Origin of the sequence: Pseudomaricurvus alcaniphilus, from assembly GCF_011440395.1 — a bacterium.
GTDB lineage: Bacteria > Pseudomonadota > Gammaproteobacteria > Pseudomonadales > Cellvibrionaceae > Pseudomaricurvus > Pseudomaricurvus alcaniphilus.
In genome coordinates, this window is record NZ_JAAOIX010000001.1 from 1,052,624 (window position 1) to 1,069,337 (window position 16,714).

11 protein-coding genes are annotated in these 16,714 nt (G+C 48.5%); 3 read left to right on the forward strand and 8 right to left on the reverse strand.

The window, feature by feature from the left end; all coding sequences use genetic code 11:
• Positions 1-19: 19 nt before the first annotated feature.
• Both aceF and mdeB read right to left on the reverse strand, forming a co-directional pair.
• Positions 20-1,354: a dihydrolipoyllysine-residue acetyltransferase gene (gene aceF, locus G8764_RS04490; RefSeq protein ID WP_166162246.1), complete on the reverse strand. Its 1,335-nt coding sequence runs from the start codon at positions 1,352-1,354 to the stop codon at positions 20-22.
• Between the two features lie 2 nt (positions 1,355-1,356).
• Positions 1,357-4,047 (reverse strand): alpha-ketoglutarate dehydrogenase, encoded by a 2,691-nt coding sequence (gene mdeB, locus G8764_RS04495; RefSeq protein WP_166163063.1) that lies wholly within the window; start codon positions 4,045-4,047, stop codon positions 1,357-1,359.
• Positions 4,048-4,165: 118 nt separating this feature from the next.
• Between mdeB and G8764_RS04500 the strand changes: the two genes are divergently transcribed.
• On the forward strand, positions 4,166-4,639 hold the full coding sequence (locus tag G8764_RS04500; RefSeq protein WP_166162248.1) for an Lrp/AsnC family transcriptional regulator: 474 nt from the start codon (positions 4,166-4,168) through the stop codon (positions 4,637-4,639).
• A 118-nt stretch (positions 4,640-4,757) separates the two neighbouring features.
• Here the strand turns inward: G8764_RS04500 and G8764_RS04505 are convergent, their stop codons facing one another.
• From G8764_RS04505 to G8764_RS04525, 5 genes are all read right to left on the reverse strand, one after another.
• Positions 4,758-7,088: a membrane-bound PQQ-dependent dehydrogenase, glucose/quinate/shikimate family gene (locus tag G8764_RS04505; protein ID WP_166162250.1), complete on the reverse strand. Its 2,331-nt coding sequence runs from the start codon at positions 7,086-7,088 to the stop codon at positions 4,758-4,760.
• A gap of 14 nt (positions 7,089-7,102) precedes the next feature.
• Positions 7,103-8,416 carry an alpha/beta hydrolase gene (locus G8764_RS04510; protein ID WP_166162252.1) on the reverse strand — a complete coding sequence of 438 codons (1,314 nt, stop codon included), beginning with the start codon at positions 8,414-8,416 and terminating at the stop codon, positions 7,103-7,105.
• A 159-nt stretch (positions 8,417-8,575) separates the two neighbouring features.
• A complete protein-coding gene (locus G8764_RS04515; protein WP_166162254.1) occupies positions 8,576-10,225 on the reverse strand; it encodes an FAD-dependent oxidoreductase in 1,650 nt (549 codons plus the stop codon).
• An 83-nt stretch (positions 10,226-10,308) separates the two neighbouring features.
• The gene (locus tag G8764_RS04520) at positions 10,309-11,871 is read right to left on the reverse strand and encodes a long-chain-fatty-acid--CoA ligase (protein WP_166162256.1); all 1,563 of its coding nucleotides are present in this window, start codon (positions 11,869-11,871) and stop codon (positions 10,309-10,311) included.
• Positions 11,872-12,013: 142 nt separating this feature from the next.
• Positions 12,014-13,492: a wax ester/triacylglycerol synthase domain-containing protein gene (locus G8764_RS04525; protein ID WP_166162258.1), complete on the reverse strand. Its 1,479-nt coding sequence runs from the start codon at positions 13,490-13,492 to the stop codon at positions 12,014-12,016.
• 264 nt (positions 13,493-13,756) lie between these two features.
• On the opposite strand from G8764_RS04525, the gene G8764_RS04530 reads away from it, so the two are divergent.
• Positions 13,757-14,263 (forward strand): hypothetical protein, encoded by a 507-nt coding sequence (locus tag G8764_RS04530; protein ID WP_166162260.1) that lies wholly within the window; start codon positions 13,757-13,759, stop codon positions 14,261-14,263.
• A gap of 14 nt (positions 14,264-14,277) precedes the next feature.
• Positions 14,278-15,573, forward strand: a complete 1,296-nt coding sequence (locus G8764_RS04535; RefSeq protein ID WP_166162262.1) for a hypothetical protein — start codon at positions 14,278-14,280, stop codon at positions 15,571-15,573.
• Positions 15,574-15,874: 301 nt separating this feature from the next.
• Here the strand turns inward: G8764_RS04535 and G8764_RS04540 are convergent, their stop codons facing one another.
• Entirely contained in the window at positions 15,875-16,690 is an 816-nt protein-coding gene (locus tag G8764_RS04540) for a hypothetical protein (protein ID WP_166162264.1), read from the reverse strand.
• Positions 16,691-16,714: the final 24 nt, after the last annotated feature.

Consider the following 16,714-nt stretch of genomic DNA (forward strand, 5'->3'; position numbering starts at 1 on the left):
ATTCTCCTAAAAGATACACCTATAAAATGATCCGCCGAAAATCGGTCAACAGCGATGCCAGATACGCATTGAAGCGACCTGCCACGGCCCCGTCGACCACGCGATGATCCCAACTCAGGCTCAGTGGTAAAATAAGCCTGGGTTCAGCCTTTTCACCATTCCATATCATCTGGGTTCGCGACTTTCCAACGCCCATAATTGCCACCTCTGGCGCATTAATTATCGGTGTAAAATAAGTGCCACCAATGCCCCCCAAAGAAGATATTGAGAAGCAACCACCACTCATATCGGCAGCACTCAGCTTACCCTCTCGCGCTTTCTCAGCTAGCGCACTCATCTCTACAACGATGTCCAGTACACCTTTTTTATCCACATCGCGAATTACCGGAACTACCAAGCCGTTGGGGGTATCAGCGGCAAAACCAATATTGTAGTAACCCTTAAGAATAATTTCCTGACCATCAAGGCTGGCGTTAAATTCAGGGAACTTCTTAAGTGCAGCCACGCTGGCCTTAACCAAAAAAGCAAGTAAGGTGACTTTGATTCCCGCTTTTTTGTTTTCTTCATTAAGTTGTTGGCGGAAGGCCTCCAAATCAGTTATATCCGCATCTTCATGGTTAGTCACATGAGGGATAGTTACCCAGTTGCGGTGTAAATTGGCACCGCTGATTTTTTGAATACGGGACAGTTGCCGCCGCTGCACGGGACCGAACTTTGCAAAATCTACTTTTGGCCAGGGTAGAAGATCAGCAAACCCGCCACCGCTTGCTGGTGCAGCAGCATCCGCCATTGAAGACTGACCGCTCATAATATTTTTCACATAGGAATAAACATCCTGCCGAGAAATCCGTCCCTTGGCACCGGTACCGGAAATCGACCCTATAGGTACAAGTAACTCCCGGGCCAGTTTTCGAATAGAAGGCGAAGCGTAAGGCAGCGCGGCGCCCTCAGAAGTGGCGGCATTAGCTGTTATCGCCGGTGACGTCAGCGGGGCAGGTTTCGCAACTTCAGTTTGACGTGCTGTCGATTGCGGCGCACTGGCTCGCACCTCTGAAACCCGCTCAGTTGGCCCTGGCACATCGATTGCGGCCGCTGTCACATCACCTGCAGCCGTAACAATTTCCAACAGCGCTATCAGATCTCCTTCACTGACTTTACTACCTTCGCCAACTTTAAGCTCCTTCAATATTCCCGCTGAAGGCGCCGGAATCTCCATGGTAGCCTTATCGGTTTCCACAGAAATCAACTCATCATCAATCTCAAGTTTATCTCCGATAGCCCTAAACACCTCAATCACTTCAACATTGGCTGCACCACCAATGTCAGGCATCCGTATTTCGATTATAGTTGCCATAATTAGCACTCCCAGGAGGCAGGATTGTCAGTACCAACACCGTATTTATCAATTGCTTGCGCGCACAGTTCAGGTTTAATTCTGCCTTGCTGTGCCAAGCTGGAAAGTGCGGCAATGGTTATATGATTGCGGTCCACTTCGAAGAAGTCGCGCAATGCCGGCCGCGTATCACTGCGACCATACCCGTCAGTACCAAGAACGGTTAAGCGTGGCTCTATATAAGAAGAGATCAGCTGAGGCAACGCTCGAACATAGTCTGATGCTGCAATCACCGGATCATCGCCTTCAAGGCAGCTTGCTGCAAAACTGCAACGCTGCTCCTCAGTAGGGTGTAAGCGATTCCAGCGCTCAACCACTTGTGCATCACGCGCCAACTCGGTGTAACTGGTGACGCTCCAAACATCGGATTCAATATGCCAATCTGTAGCCAGCATTTCTGCAGCGGCCAACACTTCAAGCATAATCGTACCGGAGCCAAGTAAGCGAACTTTAGCCTTAGCCTGGTCGAGATGTTTACTGCTATGGCAATACATTCCTTTGATAATATCAGTACTGACATTATCGGCTAGCGAAGGCTGAGCATAGTTTTCATTCATCACCGTAACGTAATAAAATACATCTTCATCTTGCTCTAACATTTGACGCATACCGTGATCCATAATCACCGCTAGCTCGCCAGCAAAAGCCGGGTCATAAGCGCGACAGTTAGGTACAGTAGAAGCTATCAAATGGCTTTGACCATCCTGATGCTGAAGACCTTCACCACCCAAGGTTGTACGACCTGCAGTGGCCCCCATCAAAAAGCCCCGAGCACGCTGATCACCAGCTGCCCAGATGAAGTCTCCAATGCGCTGAAAGCCAAACATTGAATAATAAATATACAGTGGCAGCATACGAATGCCGTGTACTGAGTAGCTGGTTGCCGCGGCAATCCATGAGCTGATAGCACCCGCTTCCGTTATTCCCTCTTCAAGAATTTGGCCGTCTTTAGCCTCTCGGTAGCTTAGGATAGAGCCAATATCTTCCGGCTCATAACGCTGTCCAACATTCGAATAAATACCAATTTGTTTAAACAAATTCGCCATACCAAAGGTACGCGCCTCATCGGCAACGATGGGCACAACACGTGGCCCCAGTGCCTTATCTTTTAACAAAGTGCTCATCATGCGCACGAACGCCATGGTAGTAGACATTTCCTTACCATCTGCCTGCAGTGCAAACTTGCCATACTTCGACAGCGGTGGCACAGTGACAGTGTCCGCGTGCGACAGTCGTGTCGGCATGTAACCACCCAGGGATTTGCGTCGCTCGTGTAGATAACGCATTTCCGGACTATCGTCTGCAGGCTTATAAAAATTCAGCGCTGCGGTATCTTCATCGGACAAAGGCAACTTAAAATGATCACGGAAGCTCAGCAATGCTTCCTTATCGAGTTTCTTTTGCTGATGGGTGGTCATTTTGCCTTGACCAGCCTCCCCCATTCCATAGCCTTTTTTTGTCTGCGCCAGGATCACAGTAGGACGTCCCTTGTGACCTACAGCTGCATGATATGCCGCATAAATTTTGGTTAAGTCGTGACCGCCACGCTTGAGACGGTCAATCTGTTCGTCGGTTAACCCCGATACCAATTTAGACAAAGCTTCGTTTTGACCAAAGAAGTGCTCGCGGTTATAGCGGCCATCTTTTGCAGCGAACGTCTGGAACTGGCCGTCGACCGTATCGGCAAAAGTACGAACCAACGCACCTTCCCTATCCATCGCAAACAGACCATCCCAATCGGAACCCCACAACAACTTGATAACGTTCCAGCCGGCACCGTTGAACTGCGTTTCCAATTCATCAACAACCCGACCATTGCCTCGAACCGGCCCATCCAAACGCTGTAAGTTACAGTTAACGACCCAAACCAGATTATCCAGGCCTTCACGGGCGGCAAGACTAAGTGCGGACATACTTTCGGGCTCGTCCATTTCACCGTCACCAAATACACCCCAGACTTTCCTATCGCCGTTGTCCTGTAAACCACGATGCTCAAGGTAGCGCATAAACCGAGCATGATAGATCGAGTTCATAGGCCCGATACCCATGGAGCCTGTGGGGAACTGCCAGAAATCCGGCATTAACCACGGATGTGGGTAACTTGACAGCCCTTGAGCGCCTACTCGTTGGGCTGTAACTTCCTGGCGGTAGTGCTGCAAATCAGTCTGGGAGAGTCGACCTTCCAGAAAAGCTCTCGCATAGACGCCTGGTGCTGAATGGGGCTGGTAAAATACCAGATCACCACCAAAGGTCGCGTCCTTAGCACGGAAGAAGTGGTTGAAGCCAACCTCAAAAAGATCGGCAGCACTTGCATAGCTGGCGATGTGCCCCCCCAGTTCACCATAGGCTTGATTGGCTCTTACCACCATAGCCAGAGCATTCCACCGCATAATGGATGCCAGCCGTTCCTCCACGGGCAAATCACCGGGAAAGCTCGGCTGCCGCTCTAATGGGATGGTGTTAATATACGGCGAACCATAAGCAGGCTGCCAACCGATAGCGGGGTCGCGTGCGATCGTTGCCAGTGCATCCAGGATGTGACGCGCTTGTTCTGGTCCTGCATTAGCTACTAGTGCTTGCAGCGATTCACACCACTCTGCAAGTTCATGTGAGTCGTTATCTGTTGGTAAAATAATGGGATTTAACGGTGCCATAATTGTGTCCTCTTTGCGCTTATTGTAAACCAATCACCACAGCCTATTGTGCTTATTTACGTTGCCTATCAGGCTTATTCAGGCATAATATGCTTCAAATACCCCTTTTGGCAGACACATGAATATTGATACTACAGATCAAAAAATCCTCCAAGAACTGCAGAGAGACAGTAAAATCTCCAATGCAGAACTGGCCAAACGAGTAAACCTCTCCCCCTCTCCCTGTCTTGCTAGAGTCAAGCGACTGGAATCCAGTGGCCTGATCCGCGGCTATGTAGCCCTGCTGGAACCAAGCCACCTCGGGCTCGACATCAATGTTTTTATCTCTATCAGCTTAAAAGCACAAAGCCGGAAACTACTGCAAGACTTTGAAGAACGCGTTTGCTCTCACGATGCTGTCATGGAGTGCTATCTTATGACGGGCAACGCGGACTATTTAATTCGAATCGCAATGCCCGACATAGCCGCAGTAGAGCGTTTTATTGTTGATCACTTGTCTCCCATGCCTGAGGTTGAAAAAATTCGTTCCAGCTTCGCATTAAAGCAGGTTCGCTATAAAACGGCGCTTCCTCTGCATAAAAGAAAGCCCTGACAATTCAGACCATTTTTTTTGGCTTTGCTGTTTTTTTGCTTTGCTGTTTTTCTGCTTTGCTATAGTCACTGCGAATTATGCCGGGTTACCTTTACACGAAAGTTATGGTGCATGCCCGTTAATTTTCCTCTGGCAAGGCATAGGCTCTAACATAATCACCCGCCTTGGTCCCCATCATCACACTGCCGCCGGCAACGATGACCACATACTGGCGACCGTTAGCGGTATAGGTCATTGGTGTGGCCTGGCCACCTGCGGGCAATTCTACGCGCCAAAGTTCATCGCCCGTGATTACGTCGTAAGCACGAAAATAGCTATCCGCAGTGCCCGCAGAAAACACCAAACCACTTTGGGTAACCAGTGCGCCGCCAAACTGTGGCGTACCAACAGGTAAAGGCAAGGGTTGCCCTAGTCCAAGAGGGCCGGTATTACGCGCCGTGCCAACACTTCTTTCCCATAAAGGCTCGCCCGTTACCAAATCGATGGCATGCAGCTTGCCCCAGGGTGGTTGCACACAGGGTACAAACAATGGGCTTAAAAAGGGTTTGAATTCAACCTTGTACGGGGTGCCATCCATGGTTTTCATGCCATCCAGATGACTGGACTCTTGAGTAGGATCTTCATCGTCCTCACGTGCAAACATGGTTAGCAGATAGGGAATGTTATTACTATTAGCAATCAATATATTGCGTTGCTTATCCACCGAAACACCGCCCCAATTAGTCACCCCAGCAAGCCCCGGATTGTGCAAGGACTGGCTAAGGTCAGGTAAACTGTATTTGCCTTCATAGCGAGAAGAACGAAAACTTATACGACAGGAGAGCTGGTCAAACGGTGTTGCCCCCCACATGCTTGCTTCTGTTAATGGTCCTGGCGTAACACTGATGGCCGATTGCGGCTGTGTAGCCGCTAAATGGCGGTTAATTGTCGGGTGCTGCGGAAAAGGCACTTCCGTTACTGGAATAATGGCTTCGCCGGTGCGCCGGTCAAGCACAAAAATATCACCTTGCTTAGTGGCCTGGATCAGCGCTTGCTTGACACCACTCGCTGTTGGAATATCGGTAAGTACAGGCTGCGACGGAATATCAAAATCCCATACATCGTGATGCACGGTTTGGAAGGACCAACGCTCGCGCCCTGTTACTGCATCCAATGCAACAATGGCGCTACCGTACTTTTCATCAAATGGACGGCGCTTGTCACCCCAGTGATCGGGCGCCGGATTACCCATAGGTACATAAATCAGCCCTAATTCAACATCCGCAGACAGTGGCGCCCATGCATTAGGGGTACTACGGGTATAGGTTTCACCTTCGTCCGGTGCGCCAATGCGCTCCGGTGCCCCCATATCCCACGCCCAACGCAAGTCACCCGTGGCCGCATCAAAGGCGCGAATCACACCCGAGGGCATATCAATAGACACATTGTCGTTTATCGCCATACCGGACACGATCAAGCCATTAATAATGACCGGCGGTGAAGTGACATACACGGTATTGGCAGGCATATCGCCTAAATCTTCTAGCATAGACAAGGCGCCATGGTCGGCGAAGTCGGAACAATGCAAGCCGGTATGAGCATCGACCGCATGAATCATCGAATCGGGGGCGCCCCAGATAATACGTTCAGAACACACACCTTCATCGGCCACTTTTGCATAAGAGACCCCACGGCATGCCAGTAAACCCCACTTACCTATGTCTTTAACTTGTGGATCAAACTGCCAGAGCTCCTCACCGGTGTTCGCATCAATGGCTACAGCGCGGCCTCCCGGCGTACAAAAATAGAGGCTGTTGTCAATTTTTAAGGGTGTTGCCTCATAGGCATAGCCCTTGCCGTCGGCAACATCACCGGTTTGATAGCTCCATGCCAGCTCCAATTGCTTAACATTGGCTGGAGTAATCTGCGCAAGGGCTGCATAACGACTACCACCGGCATCATTGCCGTAATTGCGCCACTCACTATCATTAGGCGTATGTTCAGTTGCAATAGATGCTATAGACACAGGTTCGACGGGTAAATCACGCACAATCACAGTCACTAACAGCACGACTACCGCAAGCACTGTTGCTGACAATAGTCGCCAAGCAATAGCCTGACTAAATAAACTCTGCGGCCCCTTAGTTATTGTCTGTTGTAGCCACGGTGTCAGCAACCACAGGCCCAATACCAGCCACAGGGTTAAGCGCGGCATTAGGGCCCATAAATTCAGGCTAACTTCACTCAGTGCCCAAATGATGGTGTACGCTAAAAACAGACCATACAACCAAGAGCCGAAACGATGGCCCGCAGCGAGCAAACCTCCAGACACTATTAATAAAATGCCACTAATGCCATACCACCAACTACCACCTAAAGTGATAAGCTGATAGCCCCCTACTAACAGATACAGGCCCGAGATCATGAACACCGATGGGTAAACCCAATGTAAAATCATTCGAAATTTCATATGGCTCTTCTCTATCAAGAATTATTTGAAGGGATAGATTCTATGCTGCTATCCGCTACCACCTGATTTTTGTACCGCGCATAACTCCACTCAAGAAACTCAGCGACTGCATCCAGTGCCTGACCTCCTCTTAGTGATTGAGTGACGTCATAACCATGCTTTGCATAGGGCAGCTCGGCATAAACCAGTGCGCGGTGCTTAGCATCCTTTAAACGTTCAAAAAATTGCCGCGAAAAGTCAGGGGGTACCGTTGTATCGTGACTGCCGTGAATAAAAAACATCGGCGGTAAGGTCTTACCAAGTGCCGCGTTTATGTAGCTGTCTGGTGAAGCCTGCTCCCAAAGTAATGGGTTATCTTGTCGGCTTTGCTTAAATATATGCCTGGTAAATAATTTTTCTGATTGCTTAACAAAGCTTTCGGCTCCCTCCGAAACAAAACTATACACCCCATAATTATGGACTCCCGCCTGTAGGCTGGTATCGACCGATTCAAAGCCCGGCTGCCATTCCTTTTTATTAGCGCTAACAACCGCCAGTGAACTCAAGTGGCCACCAGCCGAACCACCCACAATCGCCACGAACTCAGGATCTCCGCCGTACTCATGGATGTTTTGCTTCACCCACATAATGGCACGCTTCACATCGATAATATGCTCAGGAAAAGTCGCCTTGGGGCTCAAACGGTAATTAATAGCGACGCATACCCATCCCAGGCTAGCCATATGGTGTAACAATGGTTGCGCATCATGGCCTTTGGTGCCCATGATCCACCCTCCACCGTGAACCGACAATAAAACAGGTCGTGGAGTATTGGTTGTTTGTGTTGTTGAATAAATATCGAGTAAGTTTCGATTTCCGTACTTTTCATCGCCGTAACAAATGTCCTTTTGCACGGTGACGTTATCGCGTTTAAACGAAAACGGCTTTAACAAATGATCAGCTGTTACTGCCTGATTTAATACCGCTAACCTATCTGCGGGGATACGCTGGCGATAGTCACTACCCAACCCCTTTAACAACGCTTGATGCAACACGCTACCTGCCGCCGCGCTCTGTGTTAGCAAAAATAATTTCCCTAACCAGCTCAACATAAATAGCGCTAAACCGTACTGCCCTAACGACGTATCCAGTGTGCCTAATGATAGTGCCAACAGGGTCAATCCCAGTTGCCAAATCATATGAATAATGGGATGTTCAGCCACCAGAGTGTGCAGCACAAAAAACATCGCGGTAAAGGTATGCAGTGGCTTAGCTTTACGGAGTGTGAAAACCACCAGTAAGAAGGAGACTAAAGCGACAACAAAATACAGCTTAGTAAACACTGACATCAATACACCTTCGATGGGTGCTCACGGCCACATACGACAGTTAAACCCCTCTCCACTCTGGAGCTCGGTATAAAGGTCACTGCCATGGTCTGCGACGTCTAAGCAAGTCAAAGACCATTTAGTGTTTAAAGGTCCGTTCGTAAATAGCCAATCAGCGCTTTATGCATTGCAAGCGTGTTTAGCTGCCATATAACCAAATGTTAAGGCTGGCCCAATTGAGCAACCCGCACCTGGGTATTCGCCACCCATTACGGTGTTTGCATCTAAACCCGCGGCATATAGCCCGGGAATTGGCATACCGTCGCGCAACACTTGTGCATGATTATCGGTCTTTAAACCGACAAATGTACCGAGGTCCCCAGGTACAATTTTCACTGCATAATAAGGGCCTTCACCCATCGCGCCAAAATTTGGGTTTGGCTTGTGCCCTGGATCGCCATAGACTTGATCATAAACACTGTCACCACGAGCAAATAGAGAATCCTTACCCAAGGCCGCATCGCTATTTACCTGAGCAAATGTTTCCTCCAATGCCTGGCCGTCAATACCCAATTTGGCCGCCAATTCAGAAACACTTTGCCCCTCTATAAGGTAACCGTCTCGCACATAAGATGAAACAGGCATATAAGGTAATGCCAGGCCTAAACCATACTTTGAAATAAACGAGCGGCTGCCTATCAACCAACAAGGAACAGAGCCAGTACGCTGAATTGCGGCAACCAATGCCTGGTAATGCGTTGCCTCATTGGCAAATCTCCGACCAGACTGATTCACCAAAATGGAACCTGGGCGTGAACGATCCAAAAAGATATGGGGGTATCGCGTTTCGCTACCATCGGCATGCTTGCGAACAGAAACAGGCGTCCAGCAACCGTTATTACTTAAGCCTGAACCCAATTCACCTCCAACGCTCATACCTAATTCCAAACCTTCACCGACATTACCCTCAGGCAACATCGATTTATGGTGTTCGGGAAAGGGGATATATTCGGCAACCATTTTTTCGTTCTGAGCGAATCCACCCGTGGCGATAACAACGCCTTTCGATGCACGAATTTCAACTTCTTTGTTGTCAATTTGAACAATGGCTCCAACAACACGACCATTTTCTTCTATTAGTTTACGCGCGGGGGCTTTATCTATTAGTGTAACGCCGGCATCCATAGAGGCTTTAAGCAGCCTTGCCGCCACGGCATTACCACCCTTTAATACTCGGCCACGACGCGACCTCAACCAGTCAAACGCATACCTTAAAACAAGCTTTGTGGTGTATAGAAATGCCGAAAATGACTTGTTGTAATTCATCAGAAAACCCAAATCTACCGCATCCACCTGCATGCCATTAAACACGGTTAATTGTTTTAATGCCGGGCGCAATTTATCAAAATTAACACCAAGTTCTGACGCATCAAAATGGGGAACTGACATGGATCGGCCAAAACTTGAACACTCTACTTGCGGCTCATAGTCTGGCATAAACTCCGCCGACCAGAATCGCATTGCTTCGGTATTTTTCTCTAAAAAGTCAATCATCTCAGGCGCGTTTGCAAGAAATGCAGACACCATATTGTCATCAAAATTATCACCAATAACTGCCTGTAAATATTTGCGGGCATTTTCGGTGCTATCTTCGCGTGTCATATACGGGTTGTTTGGAATCCAAAAGGCACCACCGGAAAGCGCGGTAGTGCCGCCAAAATACTCGGTCTTTTCTACCACCGTCACCTTACAACCAAGGCAGGCTGCCGTAATGGCAGCACTTAGCCCGCCCGCACCCGAACCTAATACCAAAAGGTCAGTCTCGATCATGCTGTAACTCCTTCATTGCAAAAAGACAGACAAGCCAAGTCGCAAGCCACTTTATTAATGTCTTTTCAGTAAAATTGGATAGCTTAATTAACTTGCCGATTGCTGCCTTTCCAAAACGCCGCTCTGATTTCATTTTTGCGGATTTTACCCGCACCTGTAATCGGAAAAGCTTGTGTTTGGAATTCAACAGAACGAGGGCATTTATAGCCAGCAATACGCTGCTTGGCAAACGCAATAATTTCATCTGCGGTCGCATTTGTACCTGGTTTTAGCCGCACAATGGCATGCACCTCTTCACCCCACTGCTTGCTCGGTATACCAACAACCACGACCTCTTGAACGGCAGCGTGCAAGGAGACTACATTTTCCACTTCTGCCGAGAAAACATTCTCGCCACCAGAAATAATCATGTCTTTCTTGCGGTCCACCAAAAACAGGAAACCATCTTCATCAAGATAACCGGCATCGCCGGTTAGCACCCAGCCATCAAGCATCGCCTTTTCTGTCTGCTCCGGATTATTCCAATATCCCTGCATAACATTAGGACCAGTCGCGGCGACTTCCCCGACCTCGCCTGTTGCCAGCTGCTCACCCTGTTCGTCAACCACCTTAATTTGACAGCCAATATTACACTGTCCTGCAGAACTGGTTTTACCGGAAAATTCACCATCGAAACAGTGATATTCCGGCCTCAACACGGTAACAACCGGAGATAATTCAGTTTGCCCATAAGCTTGATAAAATGCGACATTTGGCAACTGCTCTAGCACGGCCTTTAATATGCCTTCGGTCATGGGTGATGCCCCATAGACGATTGCTTTTAAGCTAGATAATTGAGTTTGTTGTAATTGGGGTTCCTGTAACAACATGGATATCATTGTTGGCACCAATAGCACATGCGTTATCTTGAAACTGTCTATTGCTGCAATAACACTCTTGGCAGAAAATGCTGGAATAAAAATATGCGCACTGCCAGATAAGGTGGCGGTTAATGAAGTGCAGACATCCGCCATATGAAACATAGGAGCTGCATGTAAATACCGTATGTTCGCCTCATTCAAATCAAGGGAAGACAAATTGCTCAAGGCATTAGAAACGAGATTTTTATGTGACAACATCACCCCTTTGGGAAAACCAGTTGTTCCCCCGGTGTAAAAAATCCCTGCTAAATCTTCCCCGCGACGACACACATCATCCATCGGTTGTGCATCGGCCAAAATTAATTCTGCATCAATCATGCCTTCCGGCGCTGAGTTTTCGCCAATGTATACGACTTTCATAATCGTTTTGACTTGCTTGGCAATACTCAATGCAGAATCAATAAAGTTATCATCCGCTATCAATACTGATACTTGAGCGTCATTATTAGAGTATATATTTTCCTGTACTGACCAGCGGGTGTTTAATGGGACAACTACTGCACCAGCCCAGGGTATAGCAAAAAAGCATTCGTAATAACGGTCTGAGTTTAATGCCAAAATACTAACTCGATCCCCTTCACTGACACCTAAGCCATTAAGAAAAGAGGCCATTTTTGAAATTCGAAGCTTTAACTCCGCCCACGTTTGACTACGGGCTCCATTATAGGTTGCCACAGAATCTGCCTGAACTTGTGCATTTCGGTGAATTGGTTGGGTTAGCTGCATTTATCTTATCTCTTTCTAATTATACCGATAGCATTCTGGTCAGATCAGGCTCTAATCTCCTGATTAGCTGCTATGGTTTTAGCTGAGGATGTTTTACTCACTTTTTTAGGTTGTCTGCATTTACATGGAGAGGCTTTACCGATTAACTTTTTGTAGTATCTTTCGTCCTGACCTTTTTTATTGGCGCTGCACCCACTGCCAGGCCAAGATCTTGCTCCAGCAGCTCCAATTCATCAGTAACAAACTGTTTAATATCAGATAAATCAGGCAACGCAGACCGGCTTGACGCAAAACCAAAACTTAGTCCGTTGACAGTACTATTACAAATAACAAACAGACCGTTATTGTGCATTAAGAATGACAATGGCAATAAACCATCGGATCGTGCCCCACCGATATATTTTATTTTTTGCTCGCCAGGAACATTTGACAATGAAATATTGCTCAGTGGTCGCATTATTCGATCCAAACCCGCAGCGCGAAGACCCACGCTAATCCCCTGAAAGAAGGTGGTATAAAATGTCGCTGCAAATAAGCTTAAATCCTCCATATCGCTTTTACCTTGCTTGGTAGACGCAACAATTCGTTTTAAGCGTTGTACACTGTCACTGAGTTCCGTCGCAATATCGACATTAATGATACTTACCTGATTCCCCCCCTCACTTGACTCGCTATTTTTTTCATCAGTTCGGCCATGCAAGGAAACTGGCATCATTAATTGCATAGGCTCATCAGGCAAGGAGCCATTCTGTAGCAATAATCGTCGAATAGCGCCTGCGGTAATAGCCAACACTGCATCATTCACAGTTCCACCGACCGCTTTACCTATGGCTCGAACTCGATCGAATGGCGCATCAACGAATGCATAAACGCGGGTGCTTTCCACGTGCTCGTTTACAATCGTTTTAGGGCCCGTATAAAATGCGGGAGTACGGCTTTTTACTACCCCAAAACCTCGTAGCGCCTCTCGACCCAGAACATATGAAATATCCTTTGCACTTTTTATGGTGCCTGAAAATAAATTTGCCACCTTAGCCGGATTAGGAAATTTCGATGCTTGCGTGAGCTTTTTCTTTGGCTGACTACGTTTTAAAGAGTTTTTTTGACAAAAGCCTTCAATATCGTCTACTGAAACGCTGGCGGAATCATAAAACCAATTACTACAATATTCCATAAATCTTGTGCCATCGGCAAAGGCATGGTGCACTTTTATTAAAATCGCCATTTTGTTATCGCGGAGCCCATCAAACATTATCAATTCCCACAGTGGGCGCGCGCGCTCTAGAGGCTTTTCGTTAATATAAGTAACAAGCTCCAACACATCTTCCATATGGCCTTCGCCGGGGACAAGCATACGTTTAATGTGATAATTCACATCAAAGTTATTGTCCACAATCCATTCATGCTTGCTTAATAGGCCTTTTTTATCCGGGTTTATTTTCCAAGTCCATGGCTCGCCAATAGCGTTAACATCACGCAGTTTAGAAAACAATTTATCGGCGAATTCATCTGTGCCTATTTGTGGTTTAGTCAGCAGAATCACAGCACCAAAATGCATGGGCGTCTCAGGAGTCTCCATCATTAACCAGGCGTAGTCCTGCATTGAAATTGGTACACTCATCTAGTATTTCCCATTCATATTTTTAGCCGTTATTATTTTCTACTAAGGAACCTCTGGAATAGTCAGGCTATAGCATGATCGCCTTCTCGCTAGAGACAATAGCAATATTAAAGAGGCTATATAAATCAATAATTCTTATTTCATCTATATAGTTTGCGCTATTGCTAGCCCAACTCCCGCCACTCGCTTTCCGATTGTCGATCCAGCTTAAGGGGTGTATTTTAGAAAAGAAAATTCGACGATAACCAGACGGAGCTGGCCACCATGAGCAGAATTGTTAAATCGGTACCTGGGAAGTACCCCTTCGCCCTAGTTTGGCCCCTCGAATGGAACCCGTTCAGTGGGCACGGCTCAGGCGCAAAAGCCACCGCCGACGTGCCTGGCGAGCAGGGCAAAGGCCGCGAAGCGCTAGAGCGGGTGGCACAATATGTGCCGGTAGAGGTGCTGGCCACCTACGTGACCGTCAGCGCCGCCATCAGCAAGGATACCCAGACCGAGATCGATGCCGCGGCAGTAAAATTCATTGGCTGGTGGCTGCTTTGTCTGTTTCTGGCGATCCCCCTATACTTCCGTCAGGTAGCGCGCCAGGGAGAGGCTTGGGGGCGCAACGCTCTAGTGTCCATGGCTGCCTTCGTAATCTGGACCTACGCCATTGAAGCCAGCCTTTGGCAGATTACTTTCCTGAAGGACTGGCACGACCCGGATTATGCCGCCATCTTCATAGGCGGGTTCACCTTTATTACCGCTTTCACCGCCCCCGGCAAGCAATAATAGAGGGCCCCATCATGCACTTATTGATTCCCTTCGCCCGTAGCTCCGCAGTTACCAATATCGTCGCTTACGCCATGGAACAGCCCTTCGTCAAAGGCGTCGCGGTCGATTACCACCGTTTTTGGCTATTGGCTCGCTACCTTATAGCCGCAAAATCCACAGCCCCTTCCGATATCGATCAGTTCGTCTCCATCTACGCCGATTATTGCCGGAGCGGCTTCGTCAATAGACGCAATGAGTTACAACACCTGATCGAGCGTCATCTCGATCCCATGCCCGAGCTTGGGAACGGCAGCGCTCAGCCCCTCGATGCAGAGCTCGCACGAAACTGGCAACTTTACTGCCGGCAGTTCGGCTACCCACCCACCGGTCGACAGCCCTTCAAGGTCATCATTTATATCGACCTCATGCAGCCTCACTGGAGCCTGGACGAGAATTCTCAAGGTGAGAGCCTGGACGCACTATGGCAGAAAACCTGGGACCGCTTTCGCCAGTCCATTAATGCCGATATGCAAGATTTCGACATAATATATGAAATGCGCCCCGGCCTGCGGGTCTGCTCACCGAAGCATCACCACAATCCACTGGTGGGCGGCCTAAGCATGGGTTACCGCATAACCGATGCACAAGGCGACGTGCATGCACTCTCTTCAACCCTCGGTGGCTTGCTGGAAGATCAACAAAACGCCGCCACCTACTACGCGGTAACTACTGCCCACGGCTACGAAGCAGGCGACAACCTGGAGCAGCCAGCCCCTACAGATAGCACTTCAGCTGCCGCCGTGGGCACTGTGGAGCAAGTATCATCTATTTTACCCTTCGGCCTTATACAACACTGTGGCCCAACTACCACAATGGATGCCGCGCTCATCCGCCTAGACCCGAGTCGACAAGCCAGGGTATCGGAAGTATTGGGCATTGGACCCATCGATCATGTCATCCAGGAACAGCACCTCGCGAGAGGTCACCAGTTGCAGTATGCCGGCAAGGAATCGGCGGTCAAAAAACTCTACCTTGGCCACTTCGTCCGTGCCCTGAGATTAAGCTATGGCCAGCACGAACAGCTGCTCTACCAGGATGCGATCCAGCTCTCACGGCGTAATCCAGCGCTAAATGCTCTGCAAGGCACGCCGGTTCGCAGCGGTGACTCCGGTGCCTGGGTGGTCGCCAAGGACAACGGTGCCCTCGGCTGGTATGGCATGGTTATCGGCAAGGACGACCATGACGGCTATGCCCTTTCTGCGGAATCAGTGGCCAACTGGCTGCAGCAAGATTGCGGATTGAGCGAAACCAATTTTTGGGGGCCGTAGGACCTGGCCGGTAAAAATTCACTCCAAATCACCTTTGTGCAGGAAATATGCAGGAAAGTACTGATCTTGACCGAAAGATCCAGCAGGAATATTTTGTATCCTACTGATAAATAAAGAAATTTCCCGTGTTAATGAAAATACAACCAACGCAGTTATTATGTGTATTCCGACAAGCTCCTTGCTATCTGACCAATACTGGCTCCGAAAGGGCTCTCACGCCAGAGTAGCTTAGCTATACACGAATTCAACCATCTCAAGCACAAGTAGCAAACCTAGAGCCCCGATGAAAGAGCCAGAAAAATCAATGGCGCCGATTTTTGCCAAGACCATATGCTCCGCCCTGCAGAACTTTCTTCCGATCATAGATGTCGTCGGCTGGACCGGTACATTCAAACTTGGGAAATTGATTTTCCACATTTGACTTTAAGGCCCGGTTATTGTGATTGAAGGGGCTACGAATATATTGGCTGGGTGTCACGCCGTGGGCTTTTTCCAAATGCTGTAGGTACTTTCCCGGCACAAAGCGCTTATCACAGCAGCGACATGCGGTCATGGTCAGGTACTTCTCTGTCACAATATCCTGATATAGCTGCTCGATACCCTTATACTGGGCGTTGCTCACTGTCGAGACGACCTGTAGATGCTTGTCGCTCAGGTGTACCAGATACGTCTCTCTCGATAGGCGCTTGAGGCAAAAAGTGCACTCTATCAGCATCCCGGGAAAGGCGTATTTGTAACGCTTGAGCGCAAGCTTTCGTAACTTCTCGGCCTTGCTAACTGGCTTAGGTTGGGATTCCACTATTACTGCATCGAAGTAGAATTCGTGTAATCGGTCAGTCTGTGTCGGATGAAAGTCGTGGATTTTGTTGAGGTGCTTCAACAAATTTGCTTTCGGTAATTTGGCCCGACACTGGTGACACTTGTACAGCGTGCGCCTAATCTTTCCGGGCACTTTTGAGGCGACGGTGGGAGTACTTTTCACCCCATCCAGGGATTCAATAAGTAGATCGGCCTTATCGTGGACCTTGCGCAAATGTTTACGCAGGTTTTTCAGGCTTACCGGGCCCTTGCAGAGCGGGCACCGTACAAGTTCTACTTCTTCCTTGTTTAAGGGCATCAAAACCTTCCTCCACCTGATGTC

Excerpts from the sequence above, each read along its gene's own strand:
- aceF (WP_166162246.1), bottom strand. The coding sequence starts at position 1,354 with ATGGCAACTATAATCGAAATACGGATGCCTGACATTGGTGGTGCAGCC.
- mdeB (WP_166163063.1), bottom strand. The coding sequence starts at position 4,047 with ATGGCACCGTTAAATCCCATTATTTTACCAACAGATAACGACTCACAT.
- G8764_RS04500 (WP_166162248.1), top strand. The coding sequence starts at position 4,166 with ATGAATATTGATACTACAGATCAAAAAATCCTCCAAGAACTGCAGAGA.
- G8764_RS04505 (WP_166162250.1), bottom strand. The coding sequence starts at position 7,088 with ATGAAATTTCGAATGATTTTACATTGGGTTTACCCATCGGTGTTCATG.
- G8764_RS04510 (WP_166162252.1), bottom strand. The coding sequence starts at position 8,416 with ATGTCAGTGTTTACTAAGCTGTATTTTGTTGTCGCTTTAGTCTCCTTC.
- G8764_RS04515 (WP_166162254.1), bottom strand. The coding sequence starts at position 10,225 with ATGATCGAGACTGACCTTTTGGTATTAGGTTCGGGTGCGGGCGGGCTA.
- G8764_RS04520 (WP_166162256.1), bottom strand. The coding sequence starts at position 11,871 with ATGCAGCTAACCCAACCAATTCACCGAAATGCACAAGTTCAGGCAGAT.
- G8764_RS04525 (WP_166162258.1), bottom strand. The coding sequence starts at position 13,492 with ATGAGTGTACCAATTTCAATGCAGGACTACGCCTGGTTAATGATGGAG.
- G8764_RS04530 (WP_166162260.1), top strand. The coding sequence starts at position 13,757 with ATGAGCAGAATTGTTAAATCGGTACCTGGGAAGTACCCCTTCGCCCTA.
- G8764_RS04535 (WP_166162262.1), top strand. The coding sequence starts at position 14,278 with ATGCACTTATTGATTCCCTTCGCCCGTAGCTCCGCAGTTACCAATATC.
- G8764_RS04540 (WP_166162264.1), bottom strand. The coding sequence starts at position 16,690 with ATGCCCTTAAACAAGGAAGAAGTAGAACTTGTACGGTGCCCGCTCTGC.